Genomic DNA, 23,126 nt, shown 5'->3' on the forward strand with positions numbered 1-23,126 from the left:
TAAATATTTTCAAACTTTTTCATAAAATCACTTGAATTTTATATAGTTAGCTCCTTAAAGTTTATTATACTCTTTTTCTCTATTTTTGAGAATTGATAACTCTAAAATAGTGCCACTCTTTATCAAAAAAAGCAACACTTTTTAAAAAAAAGATTAATCATTCGACTAATCTTTCTTTTGAATAATAAAACTTACACCATCAACTCTATTAACAGCTTCAACTTTATATCCATACATTGTTACTGTTTTATAAACAATAGATAATCCTAAACCAAATTGTCCTTTATGTCCTATTTCATAAGGTTGAAATAAAGATTCAGGATTTGAATTATCTATAGGTTCACCATCATTAAATATTTCTAAATATTGATCTTTTAAAATAATTTTAATTTCATGGTGTACATAACGAGCAGCATTTTCTATAATATTTTCAATACAAATACGCCAATAATCATCTTTTCCTTTAAAAGATGAATCTTGTAAATCTGTAATAATTTCTATTTGTGGATGCATAGCTGTTAATTGGAAAACAATATGTTCAATCAATTCTTTCATTGAACATGTTTCATCTCCAATTTGTCCACTTATGTAATCTAATCGATTTAAATATAGTAAACTTTTTACTTTCTTTTCTAACCGATCTGTATTTTCTAAAATAACATCCACTGATGAATCTTTATCTCCATAAGGATAAATATCATCCTTAATACTTTGAGCATATGTTTGAATTAAAGCAATGGGTGTTTTTAAATCATGAGAAATGTTATGAATCATTTCTTCTTTAATTTCATTTTGTCGATCTATCTCTTCTTTCATTTCTATTAATGAAGAAGATAAAACACCTATCTCATCTTCTCTTTGAATATGCAATTCACTTTCTTTATCATTTTTTATATCATCTATATAATTTTTAATAAGTTTCAATGGTTTTATTAAAGATGAAACCCAAATAAACAAAGCAAGTCCAATAATTAAAAAAGCAATATAAAAGATATCAATAACTTGATCCTTTAGATTATTAATCAATGTTTTAGAATAATCACTATAAACAAGTGAAATAATATAATTAGAATCATCCGCTTTTACAATTTGATAATATACTGTTTGGTCTTGCATTTTAACCTTTTCTTGTAATTTCTTTTTATTTTTCTTAACCATCTTATAAAGATCATTTTGAAAAACATAATCTAATATTTGATATTTCTTAGCAGAAATATTTTGCGCTGTTGTAAGCGTATCTTCATTAATGTTATAAGTAAAATGATAAATTTGTTTATCTGAACCTGCATAATCAGGAGAAAAATCATATGAGTAAAAATCATTTTGTGAGCGTGTCAAAACATCATACATTTCATTATCAATAACATGTGTTAAGTTGTTATCAATAATAGGCAATAGAATTGCTAAAACACCTATCGCAATAATTGAAAAAATAATAACAAGTTGTTTTTGTAAAGAATATTTCGTAAGCATTAATCTAAACGATATCCAAATCCATAAATCGTACGAATATTAATTTCTGGCATTTTTTTACGCAATCTTCGAAGTGTATCATCAACGACACGATCACTACCAAAATAATTTTCGTCCCATACTTTTGATAAAACTTGTTCTCTTGAAATAGCTAATCCTTTGTTATTTAAAAAGTAAACAAGTAGATCATATTCTTTTGTTGTTAAAATGATTTCATTATTGTTATAGAAGACTCTTCTTTTTTCTAAATCAATATCATAACCATCTATTTGTATCTTAGATGGATTATCATAAGCACGTTTTAATAAATTATTAATTCTTAAAATAACTTCTTTAATATTAAATGGTTTTGTAATATAGTCATCTGAGCCTTTTTCTAAACCAATAATACGATCAAATTCTTGATCTCTAGCTGACATAAATATAATTGGCATTTTAGGCTTACTTGCCTTTATTTCATTAAACAATTCAAAACCACTTGCCTTATCTAACATAATATCTATAAGCCATAGATGTACATCATCATCTTTATGAAGTAAAGCTTCATCATACGTATAAAATGAGCAAACACTATAGCCTTCTTTTTCTAAATAAGTTCTTACCAAATCATTTAGATTTTTTTCATCATCTATAATATTAATTTTAAATAACATCTTCTTCACCTCATTTGTATCCTATTCTATTATGACCTATTATAGTTAAAATATTGCCATAATATATGGCAATATTTTGTGATAATATGTGATTTTATCTTTCAATAACAAATCCGCGTTCTTTCATTTTAGAAATGATATAATCTACAGATTGTAAACATTTTTCATTTGTATCCGCTTCAACCATAACACGTACAACCGGTTCAGTTCCTGATTCACGAACAAGAACACGTCCTTCATCACCTAACTTATCTTCAACTTCTTTAATGACTTTTTGTACTTCAACATCATTTTGAGCTTCTTTTTTATCTCTTACATATACATTTTTCATTAATTGAGGATAAATTGTTACAGGTTCAACTAATTGAGCTAATGTTTTTTTGCTTTCAATAACTGCTTCCATAATTTTTAAAGATGTTAAAATACCATCTCCTGTTGTGGCATGTTTAGAGAAAATGATATGTCCTGATTGTTCTCCACCAATACAATGACCATTTTTCACCATGTTTTCATTAACATATTTATCTCCAACAGCTGTTTTTTCATATTTAATACCTTCTTTATCTAACGCTTTATATAAACCTAAGTTAGACATAACTGTTGTAACAATTGTATCATTAGATAATTCACCATGTTCTTTTAAATATTTACCACAAACATAAAGAATTAAATCACCATCAATAACTCTTCCAAATTCATCAACAGCTAAACAACGATCAGCATCACCATCATAAGCAAAACCAATATCTAATCCTTTAGATTTTACTAGTTCTTGTAATGATTCAATATGTGTAGAACCACAGTTTGTATTAATATTTAAACCATCTGGTTCACTATGAATCACATAAGTTTTTGCTCCTAAAGCATCGAAAACACTTTTAGCAAGATTAGAACTAGCACCATTAGCACAATCTAAACCAACACGAATATTTTTAAAAGCACGTGTAGGAATAGACATTAAATATCCTAAATATCTATTTCTACCTACTGAATAATCTGTTGCACATCCAATTTCATCTTTTGTAGCAAATGGAATTTCATCTACTTCGCCATCAATGTATTGTTCAATTAAATTTTCAACCCTCGCATCCATTTTATGACCATTACAATCTAAAACTTTAATTCCATTATCATAATATGGATTATGTGAAGCAGAAATCATAATTCCACAATCAAAACCATCTGTTCTTGTAATATAAGCAACACTTGGTGTTGTTGTTACATGCATTAAAGAAACATCTGCACCACTTGCTGTAAGTCCAGCAACAAGTGCATATTCTAACATATAAGAACTTCTTCTTGTATCTTTCCCAATAACAACTTGAGCATGATCTTTATTTCTTCCAAAATACCACCCAATGTATCTTCCTACTTTATAAGCATGTTCAACTGTTAAATCTTTATTAGCTTCCCCACGAAAGCCATCTGTTCCGAAATATTTTCCCATTTTAAATCTCTCCTATTTCTTTATATTTACGCGAATCTGTTCATCGCTATCTAAACGATATGTTAAAGTTTCGTCACTTAATTCTACTTCTAATTTCACATTATGTCGACCCTTTTTTAACCCAACGACATCTACATAGACCTTAATGTCATCATTTGTAAGAGCATTAATACGATCACTTGTACCAATAACTGTTAAATTGCATGTATCGCTTGACATAGAAACATTGCTTTCTTTGCCATTTTTTATTTGAATTGGTATATCCGTAAATTGTCTTTGTTCAGAAGGAACAAGCGTAATTGTTCCATCCACTTTAGTAAATGACATCTTATTAACTCCTGAAACACTTAACAATTTTAAGTCTTTAAATGTACGACCTTCTTCCAAATCACTTACATCCACTTTAACTTTAATATTATTAATATCCTTTAATTTACTTTCATCACCATAAATCTTTACTTTATCTTTTGAAAAAATCATTTGATCTATTGCATATCCATTAGCCACATTTCCTGTATATTCAGGTACAAGTGGAACTGTCTTACTATAATTAGACAATGAACAATCCACTTTAACAATTGAAGGAATAACACTTACATTTAAAGCTTTTCCACTTCGATCAAAAGCCTTTACTTTACATTCTTGAGTAAACGAATCTGTCACTCCCTTTAAATCAATAATTGCTTCAACAGAATAAACATTATCAATATTATCTTGTGAACCCCTTACTTCTACTTCACTATGTTCAATACTATCTACTGAAACAGAATGTTTATCCTTTAAGCTATCTTCATTTTTAAAACGATATCCTAAACTAAACGTTTTAGTTACCTTTTGTGAAACTGTTACCGTTACTGTTTGAGGAACAATGAGAACTTCTAAATCATTAGAGAAATTTCTTGATTTCAATTCTACTGTCTGTTCACCTTCCCCTATTCCCGAAAAATCAGCATATATTTCATAATTTTTCATCAATTTAGCATTATAAATATCAATAGAAGGACCAACTAAGCCTACACTTACAGTCTCTGGCATTCCAGCAACAACAAAATCATCTTGTAAATTTTCTATTTTCACAGGGACTTGTTGAATATAATCTCCTGAATTAGGTGTTGAAAATAAATTTTCAAAATTACCTCCATTAACTGTAAATAGTAAAATCGTTGCTAAAATAAATGATAATATTTTTAAAGATAATCCTGATTGTAACATTCTATCTAAAGTAGAATTAATAAAATTCATCACTTTAATAGCACCATTTACAAAAGCTCTTCCCCTTAAATCTATTTCATCATTAATAGATTGAGGAGTGATATGTTTTTCTTCTGTTTTTGGTTTTTCTTTTTCTTTTGAAATAAAATTTAAGAAAAAATCAGTTGTTGAATCACGATGTTCTTGATTATTTTTACTCATCTTCATCACCTTCTTCATCTTCTGATTTAAACCAACCTAGTTCATTAACTAAGCTTGCTCTTAATTCCTTTCTTGGAATTTTAATAAGTTCTCCTTTGATAGCAAAAGAAATCGTTCCTGTTTCTTCAGAAACTACAACTGTTAATGAATCAGTAATTTCACTTATTCCTAAAGCAGCACGATGTCTTGCCCCATAAATAGGTGAAAGATCCTTTTGAGTTGGTGGGAAAAAGGCAGCTGCACAAACAACACGGTCATCTTTAATAATAACTGCCCCATCATGTAAAGGTGTTCCTTCCCAAAAGATCGTATTAAATAATTCTGATTTAATATCGGCATTGATTTTAGTTCCTGTATTAATATAATCTATTAAAGATTGTCCTCTTTCAAAAGTAATCAAGGCCCCTGTTTGTGTTTCTGATAACTTTGTCACTGAATCAACAATTTCATCTAACAAATGTTCCTTTTGATCATTTGATAAACGTTCCATATGATAATCTCTTTTAGTTTGTCCCATTTTTTCAAGTAATGAACGAATTTCTGGTTGAAAGATTACAATTACCGCAATAATTCCCCAAGTCAAAACCGTATCTACTAAATAAGACATTGTTGAAAGTCCTAAAACACTTGTTACTAATTTAATTAACAAAATAATGAGAACCCCTTTAAATAACTGCATCGTTCTCATATTTTGTTTAAACATACTAATTCCTAAATATAAAATATACCACACTAATAATAAATCAATAATTGTACGAATAATGTTTAAAATTAATGATAGATTAACTTCTATACCTGCTATCATTTTATCCCCTACTTTCTTCAAACATATTATACTTGATGTTTTCTATTTTATAAAGAAAAGATAGATTTTTATTCAAAATCTATCTTTTCATCTTTATTATTAACAAATCTTTAAATTCTTCAATATTAATTTCTTGACCTTGTTCTTTTTTCTTTAAAGCTTCTAAAACATCTTGATATCTTTTCTTCGTAAGTGGATTTGTCATCATACAAATAATAGATAAAAGTAAACACATACACGTCACACCTATAAATAAAAGAGCAATTCCATGTTGTGTTGCTAAACTTTGGGTTGCTAATTGACCATTATAACCAATTTTATCCATACAGTTTCCTAAGATACTTACCCCAATAGCTGCTGCTATTTTTTGTGAAACAGTAGCCATTGAATAAAAAATACCATCTTTTCTAACCTTATTTATCAAACAATCAACTTCTACGCAATCACTAATCATTGCATAAATCACTTGATATAAAGCATTAAGTCCAACTACTAAAATACTTGTCATGATAACAGGACCAATAGCTGATTTTGGTTTTAAGATAAATAGAGGAAATACAATCATACATACAAACCAAATCCCCATCGAAATACACCAAGCTTTAGCTTTAGAATATTTGATGGACCATTTATTAATAGGAAACACCCAAAACAAAGCAACAATCCACATAATAATATTGACCATCGACACTTGCATATTACTTAATTGTAAATTATAAGTAAGGTAATAAACTAATACGCCTAAAAATACAGCTTGTGCTAAAATAGCAAAAATAAATGCTGCTGTTAAATGTAAAAAAGCTTTATTTCTTAATGGTCCATTTAATAAATCTTTAAAAGTTACTTTTTCTTTAATGATGACTTCTTGATTTTCATAACCTTTAGAAACTTTCCAACCAATTAAAATACTGATTGTACAAATAAAACCAAAAATAGCAAAACAAACAGACCAAGCATTCTTTATACTTCCTACAAAAGGAGCTAAAAAAGAAGTATATGCCATGATACCACTTCCTAAAGCAACCCCTACGATAGCCCAAAATGTTCTAATAGTGGCTAGTCGACTTCTTGTATCATAATCATTTGTAACTTCACCACTTAAAGATGTATAAGGAATATCTATTAATGTTTGAAATGTATAAAATAAAATGGCAACAACAATAAAATAAATCTTTTGTGTGGTTTCTACAAAATTCCATGACGTAAATAAAAGCCATGTAACAATTCCAAAAGGAATGGCAAAAGCAATTAAAAATGGTCTTCTTCGTCCTTTTTGAGGATCTCTTGCATCAGAAATCATTCCTACTAGAGGATCTGTAATGGCATCCCAAACAGTCCCAATAGTCATAATAAAACCTGCAAAACTTCCTGAAAGTCCTACAACATCTGTAAAGAAATATAAACCATAAGTCGTAAACATTGTAAATGTAAACAATGTTGCAAGACCAGGTAAGCCATACAAATACATTTGTTTTTTAGTCATCTTTTTCATCTGTCATCCCAGCTATCTTATAAGTATAAGGTTTAAAATAAGGTAATAATTGATCAATAACTGGTCCATAAACAAAAACTGCAATCAGTGTTCCTATCCCCCAAGAAGCTCCCATAAAAACTCCCAAGGCAAATAAAATACAATAAGAAACTGATAAACCTATACCATAACTCTTATGTAATAAATCAGCCATTGCAAAAGCAAAAATATCACTTGATTGATATCCAAGACCAATAGGAATATAGTAGGCTAGAGTAAGGATAATGATTAAAGATCCAGCAATAATGCAACCTACTTTTAAACCAAATGACATCGCATCTACAGGTGGTAATATTGGTGCTAAAAAATCTAACCAAACATTTTCAAATGGACCTATTAAAAAGCACCAAGCTAATGTTCCTAAATGTACTAAATCTCTTCTAATAATTAAAAATACAAAGAAAACAATTCCTTCAAAAACAAGTGCTGCTGTTCCTAATTGAACATGAAAAACATTAGATAGTCCTATTTCAAAAGTAGTAAGAGGATCGCTTCCCCATTCTGGTGAAACAAGTAAAGCGACCCCTAGAGCACAAAAGAAAATAGAAGGAATAATTGCAAGTAATCTACGTGTATATCCTAGAATAATCTTTTTATCCATCATTAATCCTCCCACTCAACAGCAATTGCTCTTACTGGTGAACCATCACAACCTACAACTTTCATTGGAATAGCAATAATATAAGGATTTTCAAAATCAATTCGATCAAAATAAGCCCAGTTTTCTCCAATCATTAAGCGTTTTTCAGAAAATAAATCATGAACTGGGAATTCTGTTCCACCTGTTTGATCAGCATTAATTGTATCAATTCCAATAAATCTAACACCTTGTTCTACTAAATAATGAGCAACTTCTCCATTAACATAAGGATGATGGAAAAATTCTTCTGTTCCTCTTTTTTTATACCAATTTGTATTAAATAAAACAATTTTACCAGGTGTAATTTGTTCTTTATAAGGTTCAATATCTTCCATTGTAATTGCTTCTTCAGCTTTTTTATCAGTGACTCTTACAACAATAGCATCTCCTAAAAAGAAATCTAACTCCATTTGATCAATTGTTGCTCCTTCATTAGAAAAATGATAAGGGGCATCTACATGTGAACCTGTTTGTGTTCCCATTACTAATGTTGATAAATTATAACCTTCATTTTCTAAAGTTGTTGCTACAGTAACTGACGGTTCAGGATCTCCTGGATAAATTGGTGTATCAGCTGTAAATTCCCATGATAAATCAACAATTTTTTTAATCTTATGCATTTTCTTTTTCTCCTTCATCTTTATAAGCTTTTTTTAATAATTCTAAGTAATCTTCTTTATGAATTTCTCTTGCATTATCATTTGATAAAACATTATCTGCTGATCTTTGAGCAATTGCATCAAACTTATCTTCAGTAATCCCTTTTATTTCTTTAATTTTAGGAATATTTAATCTTCTATTTAAATCTTTTACATATTGAACTGCACTATATGCATACTCTTGATCATTCATACCATTTCTTTCAATACCTAAAGCATCAGCAATATCTACAAATCTATCTAAACATGCAGGAATGTTGTATTCCATAATATATGGTAAAAATAAAGAATTAGCGACACCATGTGGTGTATCAAACCATGCACCAACTGTTTCAGCAAAGGCATGAACAGCACCAACATTAGAGCTAATAAATGACATACCTCCTATTGTACTTGCTATCATCATATTTCTTCTTGCTTCTTTATCATGACCATTTACATAAGCTTTTTCTAAATTTTGAGCAATTAATGAAATTCCTTTTAAAGCAAGCGCATCTGTAATTGGTTGATGAACTTTAACTGTGTAAGCTTCTATACAATGTGTTAAAGCATCCACTCCACAAGATGCTGTCAGTGATTGTGGTAAATCTAAAGTAATTGTTGGATCACAAATTGCAAGTGTTGGAATCATATGAATAGGATCCCCAACTGTCATTTTATACATTCTTGCTGTATCTGTAATGACTGCACACCATGTAACTTCACTTCCTGTTCCAGCAGTTGAAGGAATACAAATAAGTGGTAAAATTGAATGTTCTAATTCTACATCTCCCCATTCAACAGTTGTTTTTCCGTTTGTAACAATTGCAGCAACTGCTTTTGCTTGGTCCATTGCTGACCCTCCACCTAAAGCAATGATGGCATCTACCTTTTCTTCAATAGCAACTTTTGCCATTGCATCACAATCTTCTGCTCTTGGATTAGGTTTTACGTTTGTTTCTAATAAATATTCAATTCCTTCTTTTTCTAAACTTTCTTTTAATACTTGATAATGAGCTGATTTAGATAAAAAATCATCTGTAACAATCAACACTTTCTTAAACCCTAATGTTTTTACTTCATTCCCTGTTTCATTTAAAACACCATATCCTTCTACAATACGTGTTCCATGAAAAAAATTATTGACTTCTAACATATTTTCCTCCTGTTTCTTAACTCTACGTTTATTTTATGCTATATTGTAACTATACAATCAAGTGTTATTTGTGAATTTTTTAATTTAGGAAAGGATTGGCTAAAAAATGGATAATTTTTATGTTTCACCAACAGAATTTGCAAGTATTTCAGGAGTGAGTCGTCAAACTTTAATTTTTTATGAAAAAAAAGGTATCTTTTTACCTGCATATAAAAACGAAAAAGGCTATAGATTTTATTTAATGTCTCAATTAGACATTATAGCTACTATACAGTCTCTTCAAAAGATAGGACTTTCTTTAGAAGAAATCAAAGATTATATTGAACATCGTAATGCTCAAAGTACGTATGAATTATTTTCTAATAAGATTAATACTTTAAAAGAGATTATTACTACCTATCATAAAATGATCAATATGATGGAAACAAAATGTCAACTTATTACCAAAGCTAATCAAATATTGACAGATATGGTATATATCGAATATCGAGATGAGATTAAAATTATTAAAAGTGATTATATTCCTTTTAATAGTAAAGAAATCAATCAGTATAAAATTTTAGGAGAACATATTAAATATAGAAAAAAACAAAACCATTCCTTAGGACATGCTATTAGTGGAATGGTTGAATGGAAAAAAATGTTAAAGTCAAAAAGAAAGAAAACATTTTATCAATATTATTATACAATTTTAGATAATCAACTAGAAGATGAAAATTATGATATTATACCTTCTGGTAACTATTTAGTTATTTATCATAAAGGAACTTATGAAACATCTTATCAATCCTATCATCTTTTTTTAGATTATGCTAAAAAAAATCATCTAGTATTAGATGATATTGCTTATGATGAAAGTTTAATTGATGAACTTACTGAAGCAAATCCACAAAATTATATTACACAAATTAGTGTCAAATTTAAAAAAGAGCTCGAATGAGCTCTTTCTTATCCGTTATTTTTTCTATATTGTTGTCTTCTTTCGTTTTCAGTTAAATAGCGTTTTCTTAAACGAATATTATTTGGTGTTACTTCTACAAGTTCATCTTCATTAATATAATCTAAACAAGATTCTAGATTAAATTGACGAGGTCTTTTTAAAACAACTGTAGAATCTTTTGATGATGAACGTGTATTTGTCATTTGTTTACCTTTAGTAACATTAACAGTTAAATCATTATCTCTACTGTGTTCACCAACAATCATACCTTCATAAACATCCACACCAGGACCAACGAACATAACTCCACGATCTTCAACACTTCCAAGTGAATAAGCTGTAGTTTGTCCACTATCAATTGAAATTAAAACTCCTAAGTTTCTCTTACCAACTGTTTCACCTTCCATTGGACGGTAATCAATAAATGAGTGAGAGATAATTCCATATCCTTTTGTCATAGTTAAGAAGTTTGTCATAAATCCAAATAAACCTCTTGATGGAATTGTATAAACAACACGTGTTTGTCCATCACGAGAATCCATTGTTTCTAAGACACCTCGACGATATCCAAGTGATTCAATAACCGCTCCAATACAATCATCAGGTGCTTCAATAGTTACTTCTTCATATGGTTCACATAAAACACCATCGATTTCTTTCATGATTGCTTTAGGTTTAGAAACTTGTAATTCATAACCTTCACGTCTCATATTTTCAATTAAAATAGATAAGTGTAATTCTCCACGTCCAGAAACGATCCATTCTTCTCTATTTTGAATTCTTTCAATTTTTAATGAAACGTCTCTATTTGTTTCTTTAAATAATCTTTCTTCAATTTGTCTAGCTGTCACAAATTTACCATCTTGACCAGCAAATGGTGAAGTATTTGTTCCAAAAACCATTTGAATTGTTGGTTCATCAACATGTAATAATGGTAAGGCTTCTTCTTGACCAGTTGTACATACTGTTTCACCAACACCAATATCAGCAAGGCCAGCAATAGCAACGATATCTCCTGCACTTGCTTCTTCAATTTCAATACGGTGTAATCCAATAAATCCATATAATTTTTGAATTCTAAATTGACTATGGCTTCCATCAGCTCTTACACAAGTGACTGATTCATTAACATGAATCTTACCTCTTTGAATACGTCCGATTCCAATACGTCCTACATAATCATTATAGTCTAATAAAGCTGGTTGGAATTGTAAAGGTCCATCAACATCTACTAATGGTTCAGGAATTTCTTTGATAATCATATCAAATAAACAATCCATATTTGGTACTTGTGTTGAAATATCAGGATCTAAACTTGATGTTCCTTGTAAAGCTGAAGTATAGATTGTTGGGAATTCTAATTGGTCATCATCTGCGCCTAATTCCATAAATAATTCTAAGACTTCATCCATAACTTCATCAATACGTGTTACAGGCCTATCTACTTTATTAATAACTACGATAGGTTTTACTTTAGCAGCTAAAGCTTTCTTTAAAACGAAACGTGTTTGTGGCATTGTTCCTTCATAAGCATCTACTACTAATAAAACACCATCTACCATGTTCATGATACGTTCTACTTCTCCACCAAAGTCAGCATGGCCTGGTGTATCCATGATATTGATTCGATAATCTTTATAATTAATTGCTGTATTTTTAGCAAGAATTGTAATTCCTCTTTCTCTTTCAAGGGCATTGCTATCCATCGCACGTTCACTAATTTGTTCACGGTCTTCTAATGTTCCAGATAGCTTTAATAATTGGTCTACTAATGTTGTTTTTCCATGGTCTACATGGGCAATAATCGCTATATTTCTAATATTCATACGCTACTCTCCCTTCGATAACTTCCTCATTATATCATAATAATTTGAATTGTCATTATTTATTTTTTATGTCAAGAATTATTTTTCAATGTAAGAGTTTACACTCTATAATTCATTCAATACTTCTTGTTTGATCACCTCTAAAACACCTTGATGATCATTACTTTTAGCAATGCCATAAGCAATATCTTTAATACGTGGAACAGCATTGGCCATAGCATAACTATATTTTACCGCTTTAAGTAAAGTATAATCATTCATTTGATCACCAAACGCCATACATTCTTCCGGTTTGATATTTAATTTTTTTTGTAATAACTTGATAGCTACCCCTTTATTAATATCTTCATTTTGAATATCGATCCATTCATTACCTGAAGTTGTTGCCTTAACACCTTTATCTAATCCTCTAGCAATATCATCAGCATAACGGATAATTTGATGACTAGGATCATAGATTGCTATTTTCATAATTTCGTCATCAATTTCATCATAACTTTCTACAAATTGATAATTACAATAATATGTACGAACAACTGATTCTAAATGTTTAAATTCACTTAAACAATACGCACTTTTTACACCACATAAAATCATATTCAATTCAGGATGTTTTTCTACTAATTGAATAACCGCTTGTACTTGTTCCTTTTTTAAAGTATTAGTTGAAATAAGTTTTGCTCCTTTAGCTATATAACTCCCATTTTCACCAATAAAATACATTTCATTAGAAATTGGTAAAAATTTTTGATATAAACGGAAATATTGATTTCCTGAAGCAATTACAAACTTAATTCCTTTTTTTCTAAGTTCAGCAAAAATATCAAAAAATTCCATTGAAAATCTTTTAGAAGAATCTAAAAAAGTTCCATCCATATCTGTTGCTATTAATTTAATCATTCACTTCTCCCCTTTTTCTTCAAAAATATATTAAAGAAATATAATTTATTTTTCAATATTAAAGCAAAAGAAAAGTACGATTTTTCGTACCTTACTTTCCTATTATTCTCTTTATTACTTCTAAATCTTCATTATTTAATAACATATCAAAGATTTCATCATACTGTTTTTCTGTGAGATTTTCTAACCAACTTATATCTTCATTTGGATATTTCATTTTATAGAACTTTATGACATGCGATTTCGATTTTTCTTTTTTTCCTTCAGCTCTTCCTTCAGCCTTTCCTTTAGCTTCTCCATCGACATAATGAGCTATCTTATCAAATTCAGCCTTTTCATAAGCCCAGGCTTCTTCTCTTAAATTCATATCTTCCATAAACTTATCATATTTTTCTTTCATGATTTGTCCCACCCTTGTCATCTTTATTCTATCACATTCATTACCTTTTTCAATGACATAACAAAGCTCTTCTAATTCATTTAAATGATCTTTTCCCTTTTCTTTAACTATTTTTTCAATTTCTTTTAAAAACACATAATAAATATGTATTAAACTTCCTTTATCATCATAATATTTATTATCCATAATACTAAATTTTCTTATTAATTCATGATATTCCTTATCTTCTTCATGATAAAGAATTATTTGATATACCGGTTGTAACTTTCGATATTCATCTCCACTTTTTACTTGTGAAGCAATATTTTTAAAAGCATAATATTGAAATCTTCGATGCAAACTTTCAAATAATCCCGTTGATTGCACTTCAATATTGATATACTCTCCTTCTTGGGTTTTTACTCTAACATCTAAAATAGATCTTTTTTCCCGATAGTGATGTGTCATTAACTCTGAATTAATAACATAAAGTTCTTTACAGCGAATAGGTGTTATTTCTTCAATAATCTTTTTTAGAATATACTGGCATCCTTCATCTTCATTATCATAAACAAAATACTTAAATAATAGGTCATTATAAAATGGTATGGTTATCTTCTCTTTCATCTTTTGGTCCTCCTATTATTTATATTGTATTTTTTCATACGTTTTTCTTTAAAAAAAGAATTTATTTGTTTTGATACAAATAAATTCCTTCTTTAAAACGATTTAAACCATCTTTTAATCTTTCAAATGGGCAAGCTACATTCATACGAATAAAAGCTTTTCCATTTTCACCATATTCTAGACCATCACTTACATAAAGACCTGTTTTCTTTCTTATAAAAGAAGTGAGTTCAACACTATCTAAACATACCTTATGACAATCGATCCATAAAAGATAAGTTGCTTCTGTAGGCACTACATAAACATCTTTGATTTCTTTTTGAATAAATGAAATCGCATAATCTTTATTATTTTGAATATATTGATTTAATTCATTAAGCCAATCTTCACTTTGATTAAAAGCTGCCTTTGTGGCACAAATCGCAAAACTATTTGGTTCTGCCACTTCATCCGTATTAATTCCTCGATTGACTTTATGTCTTAATACTTCATTTGGTACAACAATACAGGCTGTTTGCATCCCTGCCATATTAAAGGCTTTGGTTGGTGCAATACACATAATTGTATTTTCTAAATTTGTTTTTGAAACGGAAGCAAAAGGAATATATTCTTTTTGAGGATTGGTAATATCACAATGAATTTCATCACTTAAAACAATAACATGATGTTTTGCACATAAATCACCAATTCTTTGTAAAGTTTCTTTATCCCAAATTTTACCTATTGGATTATGGGGATTACAGAAAATCATTAATGTTGTTTGACTTAAAGAAAGTTTTCTTTCTAAATCTTCAAAATCAATATGATATTCTTTTCCATCAAAAACAAGGTCACTTGATAAAACATGTCTTCCATTATTTAAAATAGAATTATAAAAAATATTATAAACTGGTGACATAATCAAAACATTTTCACCTACTGTTGTCACCTTTCTAACTACCGAAGAAATAGCAGGAACAACTCCTGTAACAAACATCATCCAATCTTTTTCCATATGAAAATGATGTCTTCTTTCCCACCAATTTTGATAAGCTTCAAAATAATCATCAGGTACCGTATTATAACCAAAGATTTTATGATCCACCCTATTATGTAAAGCATCTATAATAGCTGGAGCTGTTTCAAAGTCCATATCAGCTACCCACATAGGAAGTTCATTTTCTTTAACATCCCATTTATATGAATTTGTATTAAAACGATTGGTCATCTTTGAAAAATCGTACATCTTTACATCTCCTTTAATTGAATCTTTGTTTGACTTGGATCAATGATTTGATCATCAATAATCATTTCACCAATACTCTGTGCACTAATTTTACCAGAAATAGGATTTGTAATACTATCAATATGACTTACAATTTGTGCATCAATATCTTTGCAGAATTCAAAAGCTAGAGTGGTATTAATTAATTTACAATTTACCATCTTTAATCCTTCGATATAACATAATCCTTGTAAACTTTCAATTGTACAATTCACAAAAGTAATATTTTTCGTATTCCATGCTAGATATTCACCAATAATTACTGAATCATAAACCGTTACATTTTCACAATTCCAAAAAGCATCTTTTGAAACAAGTTTTGAATTTCTAACAATAATATTCTTACCACCATCAAAGCAATAATTTCCTGATAAATTCAAACCATCAATTTCAATATTTTCACTATTCATTCCAAAGTAATCACCTTTAGCAACCACATTATATAACTTAATATCACTACATTTCCATAAGGTTTCTTGAGCATTGACCATATTAACATTTTCTAAAGAAATATGTGTCCCTCTTCTAAATGTTTTAGGCGCATCAATCACGCTATCTTTAATATTAATATGATGAGTATACCAAATACCTGATCTAGCAGTTTCAAGTAAGGTACTGTTTTCTACATTGATATGATTACAATACCATAGTGGATATTTCCACTTAAAAATACTTCCACTAATATCTATATGATCACTTTCTTTTAAAGGCGATTCTCCATCTGCAAAAATACTATCTTCTACTTTTAAATCATGACTTTTAAATAAAGCTCTTTCACCTTTTAAATAAGCTTGTTTAACTAATTCCATCTTAATCCTCCTTCATTTGTTTCTTTAACGTATATATTAAATAATCTAAACAATCTATTTTCTTTTGTTCCTCATGCAACTTATCTAATAAACAACAACGATGACACTGTAATGATTTTATCAACATCTTCAAATCATCATTATTATATTTTTTAATACACTTTGTAATAAGTTCTTCATCACATCCTGCATCTTTTAAATTCATAATTAATTCTTCAATTACTTCTTTTCCCAAAGCTCTCACCACTTTCCTTTATTATTGTAATTCTTTATCTCTATATTATCAAATACCTATAACAAATACATTTCTATACTTGCAAGGCATAATAAAGATGATTAAAATAAGCATAAAGGATGTGAAATCATGGAATTTAGACTTCTACAATATTTTCTTGCGATTGCAAGAGAGGAAACAATTTTAAAAGCGGCTGAAAGCTTAAACGTGACTCAGCCCACTTTATCAAGACAAATGAAAGAACTTGAAGATCATTTAGGAAAACAACTTTTTATTCGTGGTAATCGTAAAATCACTTTAACAGAAGAAGGTATTTTACTTCGCCAACGTGCTGAAGAAATTGTCAGTTTGGTTGAAAAAACAGAAAGTGAAATTATGCTATTCGATGAAACTTTAAGTGGTGAAGTATGTATTGGTAGTGGTGAAACGTTAGGCATCGAAATCATTTGTAAAGCCATTCAACGTGTACAAGAAGATTATCCACGTATCCAATTCCATTTATTTAGTGGTAATGAACAAGATGTGACAGATCGTCTTGAAAAAGGTCTGATTGATTTTGGTATGATCATTGAACCCGCTAATATTTATAAATACAATCATTTATCTTTACCTTATCAAGACTTATGGGGCATCTATATAAAAAAGGATCATCCTCTTGCTTTAAAAGAATCAATTACTCCTCAAGATTTAATTGATGTTCCTCTTCTTTGTTCCTCACAAGAATTAAAATATAAACAAATAGAAAATTGGGCCAATTCTTATTTTTCTAAGTATCATATTATTGCAACCTATAATTTAATTTATAATGCCAGTATTTTAACAAAGGAATGTAATGGAGCTGTGATTTCTTTAAAAAACCTCATTGATACAAGTAATGAAAGTTCTTTGTGTTTTAGAACCCTTGAGCCACAAATCACTTCATCACTTGCCTTTATTTGGAAAAAATATCGCGTTCTTTCTAAACCTGCACAATATTTTTTAAAAGTATTAGAAGAAGAAATAAAAAAAGCTCATAAATGCCCACAAATTAATAAAAATATGATAAAGTAAAATTAATCATTCATTAAAGAAGGGGGTGCCTATGAAAAGAAAAAATAAAGGATTTACTCTTGTAGAAATAATAGTAGTTCTTCTAATTATCGCCATTCTTGCAGCCATCGCTATTCCAGCTTGTCAAGGATACCTTGAAGAAAGTCGCGAATCGCATGACCTCATCAACGTTCGTGCTGCTTGTACAGATATCATTGCGATGGGAAAAACAGGATATAAAACAGATATTGTAAGAGAAGTAGAACTTACACAAAAGAAAGATGATTGGCAAGCTTTTGATTCTGTAACTATTGCTGGTATTACGCACAAGAAATCAGATGGTGACACTGATAACTGGAAAGGAATTCCTAAAGACGGTGGTGTTTGTGAAATCTCATACAATAAAGAAAAGAATACTGTTGTTTTTAATTGGAAAGAAAGTAAAACAGAAGAATCCACTATTGATTTTTCATCGAATTTACATAGTGCATTAAATAATAGCGGTTTATTAGAAAATGATCTTAAAAAGAAATCTTTTTTTGAAATTGATTCGAAATGTGATGGTTCAACAATGGTTCCAAAATTAATAGAACAGATTGAAAATAAGAGTTTATTAAACCATGGTACATGGGCCTATTATGGAAATCCACAAGAAAAAACTGAAAGATATTTATTTTGGACTTCAGTTGATACAGATAAAATCAATGCTAACACACAAATTCCTGTCATTATTAGTACAGCTGATGGAAAATTCTACATTTCATCATCAACGACTGCACGAAAGCGAAAAGATAGTGCTCATAAACCATATATAGCGATTGCTCCAACCGGTAGTGGCAATTCTAGTCAATATAAATCATACATAACTGGAAAAGATCAATACAATACACTTGAAGAGGCTTATAAAGCTTATGCTAATGTTGTAAAAAATGATTATCCTAAATACAAAGATACTTTACCACAATAGTAATAAACACACCTAAAAGACGCGGTATGTACTTCCAAAGTCTTCACTTACCGAAGCCTGACAGTTACACTGCTTTTACTGTGTAACAAAATAAGCAGTCAAAAATAGAAAAAGAACAATGAAACAGCAAAAGCTGAAACATTGTTCTTTTTTGTTATATAATTTATATATGAAAAACAAAATGATTCTAACGCATTACAACTATCTTCGCCAATAAATTAAGGTATTAATTCGATAAAGATGACATGGTTGTTTGTTACTAAAAAGAGTAATTCTATCTAAATATTATCTTCTTTATTTCTATTTCTAGCTATCAGGCTATTTTTAGTTTATCACTTGAGGCTTTTTGCTTAACGCTAAAACTCTAGAGTTACCACACGCAAGCACGTGGTATTAATTTTATAACAAAGTAATAAAAGAGCTCAATTGAGCTCTTTTACTATTATTTTAAATCTTCTCCATTTGTTTCGATGACTTTTTTATACCAATAGAAAGATTCTTTTCTTCTTCTAGCAAAATCTCCTGTACCATCATCATATCTTTCTACAAAGATAAATCCGTAGCGTTTTGCCATTTCTCCAGTTGAAGCAGAAACTAAATCAATACATCCCCAAGGTGTATATCCTCTTAAATCAACACCATCTAAAACAGCTTCATGCATTTGTTCAATATGACTTCTTAAATAATCAATACGATAGCTATCTCTGACTTTACCATCTTCATCAATTGTATCATAAGCCCCTAACCCATTTTCTACAACAAAGATTGGTAATTGATAACGATCATAAATTTCATTTAGTGAATATCTTAACCCAACTGGATCAATTTGCCATCCCCAGTCAGATGCTTTTAAGTATGGATTAGGAACTCCACCTAAGATATTTCCTTTTCCACCTTCTTTTGTTTTATCAGCAGTTTGACAGTTTGACATATAATAAGAACATGTATAGAAATCTACTGGACCAGTTGCAAGAATTTCTTCATCTCCTTCTTCCATTTTAATTTCAATATTATTTTCTTTAAAATATCTCTTTATGTAGTTTGGATATTTACCACGACATTGAACATCACTGCAGAACCAGTTCATTAAATGATTCTTTTGTTGATTTTCAATTTGATCATCTGGATTACATGTAAGACCATAACTTGTGGCCATGATTTGCATACATCCTACTTGATAGTTTGGATCAATTTCATGTGCCATTTTCACTGCTAAAGCACTTGCTACAAATTGATGATGTAATCCTTGGAAACGGTTTTGAGGAACATCTACTTGATCCATAAATTCCATTTCTTTAATCTCATTTAAAATACCTTGTCCTAAAAATGCTCCCATTGCTGTTGTTGCACTATTGATTTCATTAAATGTTAGCCAATATTTTACTTTCCCCTTATAGCGAGTAAAAATAGCTCTACAGAAATTTAAGTAACAATCAATCATACGACGATCTACCCATGAATTCCATTTTTTTGTTAAGTTAAATGGTACTTCATAGTGAGAAATTGTAATGAGTGGTTCAATACCATATTTTAAACATTCATCAATTAATTCTTCATAGAATTTTAAACCTGCTTCATTAGGTTTATCTTCATCACCATTTGGGAAAATACGTGTCCATGCAATAGAAAAACGATACATTTTAAATCCCATTTCCGCAAATAACGCAATATCTTCTTTGAAGCGATGATAATGATCAATCGCATCATGACTTGGATAGAATGTCCCTTCTTCTAATACTGGTGTAATTCTTTTACTTTTTGTAGCAGTTCCTCCTGTACAAATATCTGGACAAGAAATACCTTTACCACCTTCTTGCCAGCCTCCTTCTAATTGGTTTGCAGCTGTTGCTCCACCCCAATAAAATCCTTTTGGAAAACTCATTTTTCTTCCTCCTTGTTTTGATATACAAAATTTCAAAAATCATTATAGCTTATCCTTTGAAAAAACACTTACTTTTTTCAGTATTGTAAAATCACTTGACAAACACAAAAGGTGAACCTTAATCCACCTCACTTGTTTTCTTTACAACGATCGAACGCTTTGATTTCTTTCCTTCATACATCAATTTATCGGCTTTTTTAATTGCATCATTGACTTTTGAATTTCCATAAATACCCCCAACAGTAATTGATAATGATAAATCTTCATAATCATCTACTTTTGTTTGTTTTACACATTCACTAATTTGATACAACCGAGTTGTAAAAGTATCATAATGAATATCTTGGAAAACAAGTAAAAATTCATCCCCACCATAACGTATAAAGATATCATCAGCTCGAATGCATGATTGAATAGCTTTAGAAACAGCTTTGATTGCTTGATCGCCAGCATTATGACCATATTGATCATTAATTGCCTTAAAATTATCGGCATCGATCATTGCTACTGCTAATACATCATTGATGTATTGAACGTATTCTTCATAATAACGTCGACTATAAGCATTAGTCAAAACATCTGTATAGTATTCTTTATTATAAGTTACGATATCTTCTAAGAATCGTGTTTTTCCATGAGCTCCTAAAATAATATCTTCTTTTGTTTTATAAACAAGTTCTAAGACCCAAGGACGCTCATCCACTTCTACATACTGCGCAATAATGGCATAAATGTCATAATCAACAAATTCTAATTTAAAAGCTTGCCCTTTTTTGATATACGCTTGCTTAGAAATACAATTGACACAAACATCTTTTCTTTTCCAGTAATCATAACAATTGCCTTCAATAATTTCTATTTGATCATTCTCTGCTTTTGCGGATTGATGTTTTCGAAAATCTATCAAACGAACAACCGTAAAAATATCTTTTAAGGATTCAATAAAATCTTTTATTTCAGTATATGTATATTTTAAAGAAATATTTTCTTGAATATTATGTATAACTTGAATATTGTTGTCTTTAACTAGTTTTCCAACAAATCCTTTATAAACACTTCCATTCCATCGCGTACTTGCTTGTAAATGATACCATTGTTTTTGTTTTCCAACTTGTGCATAAATCTTTAAATCAACCTCTGGATTTAAATGTGTTGTTTCTTTGAGTTTATCCTTAAGTAATTTAATTGTTGATTTATTAAAAAAAGAAAATTCATGATTTTTTGGGTGATAAATTATTTCATCAATTCCTAGATCTTTTGCTGCTTGTGAAGAAATATAAACAGCATCTTTAAATGCATCGTATTCAAATGTCATTTCCTGAAAAAATTTTCTGTTTTGAGACTCATTATTTTTTTCTTTAGGCATTTCACTTCTAAATTGTTTAATAACTAGCTCGTCTGTCATCTTTGAAACAACTGCTTGATCTGCATAATTTTCATTTTCAAATAAAGAAGCTTTCATTTCTTCACTAATATCACAAAGACATTCTAATAACAGGGGATTAAAAACCCCACATTGACCATCAATAATCATCTTCATAGCTTGTCCATGACTATATGCTTTTTTATAGCAACGTTCACTCGTAAGAGCATCATAAACATCCGCAATTGAAACAACTTGTGCTGAAATAGGAATTTGATCACCAACTAATCCATCAGGATAACCATGTCCATCATATCTTTCATGATGCCAACGACATATTTGATAAGCATACTCCAATAAATCATTATTATTGTAGTTAGGAACTGTTTTCAACATTTCTGCACCAATCAAAGAGTGTTGTTTTACGATTTCAAATTCATCTTTTGTAAGTCGTCCCGGTTTATTTAAAATCTTTTCATCAATTGAAATTTTTCCAATATCATGTAAAGATGAAGCTGTACTAATAAGTAAGATATCCGCATCACTTAACTTATATTCGTGCGATTTTTTACCCATTTGTAATAAAAGCATTTTTGTAATTGTTTGAATATGTTGTATATGTAAACCACTTTCGCCATTTCTAAATTCAACGATATGTCCTAAGACATTGATTAATGTCGTATTATTGTTTACTCTTTTTTGAATTTGTTGTTCTACTAAATGAACCAGTTTCTTTTGTTTTTCATAAAGCATTAAAGTGTTTTTAATTCTTCGATTAATAATATAACTTTCAAAAGGTCTCCTGATATAATCAGTTGCTCCAAGTTCATAAGCCTTTTCCATAGAAGTCGAATCTCCTTCTGAAGAAATAATAATAACAGGAAGATATTCTAAATAACGTTGTTCCTTCATCTTTTCAAGAACTTGATAACCATCCATATTAGGCATTACAATGTCTAATAAGACTAAATCAATCGATTTATCTTCTTTTATCATTTCTAAAGCTTTTTTTCCATCTTCTGCTTCTAAAATTTGATATTGATTCCTCAATAATTCGCATAAAATTATTCGATTAATCTGGGCATCATCAACAATCAATATTTTTGCTTTTCTTTTTGGCATACACATACTCCTTCCATGACTCATTTT

General features: G+C 29.5%; 20 protein-coding genes. 3 read left to right on the forward strand and 17 right to left on the reverse strand.

All coding sequences use genetic code 11. From position 1 onward, the window contains the following. Positions 1-165 precede the first annotated feature (165 nt). The 9 genes from LJD32_RS03825 to LJD32_RS03865 form a co-directional block, all read right to left on the reverse strand. On the reverse strand, positions 166-1,473 hold the full coding sequence (locus LJD32_RS03825; protein ID WP_032090662.1) for a sensor histidine kinase: 1,308 nt from the start codon (positions 1,471-1,473) through the stop codon (positions 166-168). Beyond that, positions 1,473-2,126 (reverse strand): response regulator transcription factor, encoded by a 654-nt coding sequence (locus LJD32_RS03830; RefSeq protein ID WP_022001805.1) that lies wholly within the window; start codon positions 2,124-2,126, stop codon positions 1,473-1,475. Before LJD32_RS03830 ends, LJD32_RS03825 begins: the two co-directional genes overlap by 1 nt. 94 nt (positions 2,127-2,220) lie before the next feature. Then, positions 2,221-3,573 carry a phosphoglucosamine mutase gene (gene glmM, locus LJD32_RS03835; RefSeq protein WP_227391784.1) on the reverse strand — a complete coding sequence of 451 codons (1,353 nt, stop codon included), beginning with the start codon at positions 3,571-3,573 and terminating at the stop codon, positions 2,221-2,223. Between the two features lie 12 nt (positions 3,574-3,585). Next, positions 3,586-4,986: a YbbR-like domain-containing protein gene (locus tag LJD32_RS03840; RefSeq protein WP_227391785.1), complete on the reverse strand. Its 1,401-nt coding sequence runs from the start codon at positions 4,984-4,986 to the stop codon at positions 3,586-3,588. Beyond that, positions 4,979-5,791, reverse strand: coding sequence for a diadenylate cyclase CdaA (gene cdaA / locus LJD32_RS03845; protein WP_032090665.1), 813 nt, complete (start codon positions 5,789-5,791; stop codon positions 4,979-4,981). The genes LJD32_RS03840 and cdaA overlap by 8 nt, the downstream gene beginning before the upstream one ends. Before the next feature lie 79 nt (positions 5,792-5,870). After that, the gene (locus LJD32_RS03850; protein WP_032090666.1) at positions 5,871-7,283 is read right to left on the reverse strand and encodes an MFS transporter; all 1,413 of its coding nucleotides are present in this window, start codon (positions 7,281-7,283) and stop codon (positions 5,871-5,873) included. Beyond that, positions 7,267-7,923: a YczE/YyaS/YitT family protein gene (locus LJD32_RS03855; protein ID WP_032090667.1), complete on the reverse strand. Its 657-nt coding sequence runs from the start codon at positions 7,921-7,923 to the stop codon at positions 7,267-7,269. Before LJD32_RS03855 ends, LJD32_RS03850 begins: the two co-directional genes overlap by 17 nt. Positions 7,924-7,925: 2 nt before the next feature. Next, positions 7,926-8,582, reverse strand: a complete 657-nt coding sequence (locus LJD32_RS03860) for a cyclase family protein (protein WP_081918962.1) — start codon at positions 8,580-8,582, stop codon at positions 7,926-7,928. Next, positions 8,575-9,756, reverse strand: coding sequence for an iron-containing alcohol dehydrogenase (locus tag LJD32_RS03865; RefSeq protein WP_227391786.1), 1,182 nt, complete (start codon positions 9,754-9,756; stop codon positions 8,575-8,577). Before LJD32_RS03865 ends, LJD32_RS03860 begins: the two co-directional genes overlap by 8 nt. Before the next feature lie 106 nt (positions 9,757-9,862). Between LJD32_RS03865 and LJD32_RS03870 the strand changes: the two genes are divergently transcribed. Further along, positions 9,863-10,696, forward strand: a complete 834-nt coding sequence (locus LJD32_RS03870; protein WP_119363815.1) for a MerR family transcriptional regulator — start codon at positions 9,863-9,865, stop codon at positions 10,694-10,696. An 8-nt stretch (positions 10,697-10,704) separates the two neighbouring features. On the opposite strand, the gene typA is transcribed toward LJD32_RS03870, so the two are convergent. From typA to LJD32_RS03900, 6 genes are all read right to left on the reverse strand, one after another. Beyond that, entirely contained in the window at positions 10,705-12,522 is a 1,818-nt protein-coding gene (gene typA, locus LJD32_RS03875) for a translational GTPase TypA (protein WP_119363816.1), read from the reverse strand. 105 nt (positions 12,523-12,627) lie between these two features. Beyond that, a complete protein-coding gene (locus LJD32_RS03880) occupies positions 12,628-13,422 on the reverse strand; it encodes a Cof-type HAD-IIB family hydrolase (protein WP_032090671.1) in 795 nt (264 codons plus the stop codon). 91 nt (positions 13,423-13,513) lie between these two features. Beyond that, positions 13,514-14,428 carry an Rpn family recombination-promoting nuclease/putative transposase gene (locus tag LJD32_RS03885; protein ID WP_227391787.1) on the reverse strand — a complete coding sequence of 305 codons (915 nt, stop codon included), beginning with the start codon at positions 14,426-14,428 and terminating at the stop codon, positions 13,514-13,516. 61 nt (positions 14,429-14,489) lie between these two features. Further along, on the reverse strand, positions 14,490-15,653 hold the full coding sequence (locus tag LJD32_RS03890) for a MalY/PatB family protein (protein WP_147580297.1): 1,164 nt from the start codon (positions 15,651-15,653) through the stop codon (positions 14,490-14,492). Positions 15,654-15,655: 2 nt separating this feature from the next. After that, a complete protein-coding gene (locus tag LJD32_RS03895; RefSeq protein WP_147580298.1) occupies positions 15,656-16,501 on the reverse strand; it encodes a DUF3737 family protein in 846 nt (281 codons plus the stop codon). 1 nt (position 16,502) lies between these two features. Further along, the gene (locus LJD32_RS03900; protein WP_199588461.1) at positions 16,503-16,736 is read right to left on the reverse strand and encodes a hypothetical protein; all 234 of its coding nucleotides are present in this window, start codon (positions 16,734-16,736) and stop codon (positions 16,503-16,505) included. Between the two features lie 129 nt (positions 16,737-16,865). On the opposite strand from LJD32_RS03900, the gene LJD32_RS03905 reads away from it, so the two are divergent. Then, positions 16,866-17,786: a LysR family transcriptional regulator gene (locus LJD32_RS03905; protein WP_227391788.1), complete on the forward strand. Its 921-nt coding sequence runs from the start codon at positions 16,866-16,868 to the stop codon at positions 17,784-17,786. Positions 17,787-17,817: 31 nt separating this feature from the next. Beyond that, on the forward strand, positions 17,818-18,732 hold the full coding sequence (locus tag LJD32_RS03910) for a prepilin-type N-terminal cleavage/methylation domain-containing protein (protein WP_227391789.1): 915 nt from the start codon (positions 17,818-17,820) through the stop codon (positions 18,730-18,732). Between the two features lie 442 nt (positions 18,733-19,174). Here LJD32_RS03910 and LJD32_RS03915 read toward each other — a convergent pair whose 3' ends face one another. Together LJD32_RS03915 and LJD32_RS03920 are read right to left on the reverse strand one after the other, a co-directional pair. After that, positions 19,175-20,614 (reverse strand): glycoside hydrolase family 1 protein, encoded by a 1,440-nt coding sequence (locus LJD32_RS03915; RefSeq protein WP_032090681.1) that lies wholly within the window; start codon positions 20,612-20,614, stop codon positions 19,175-19,177. 118 nt (positions 20,615-20,732) lie between these two features. Then, positions 20,733-23,099 (reverse strand): diguanylate cyclase, encoded by a 2,367-nt coding sequence (locus LJD32_RS03920; protein ID WP_227391790.1) that lies wholly within the window; start codon positions 23,097-23,099, stop codon positions 20,733-20,735. Positions 23,100-23,126: the final 27 nt, after the last annotated feature.

Origin of the sequence: Faecalibacillus sp. TM498 (assembly GCF_020589955.1) — a bacterium.
Classification (GTDB): Bacteria; Bacillota_I; Bacilli_A; order Erysipelotrichales; family Coprobacillaceae; genus Faecalibacillus; species Faecalibacillus intestinalis.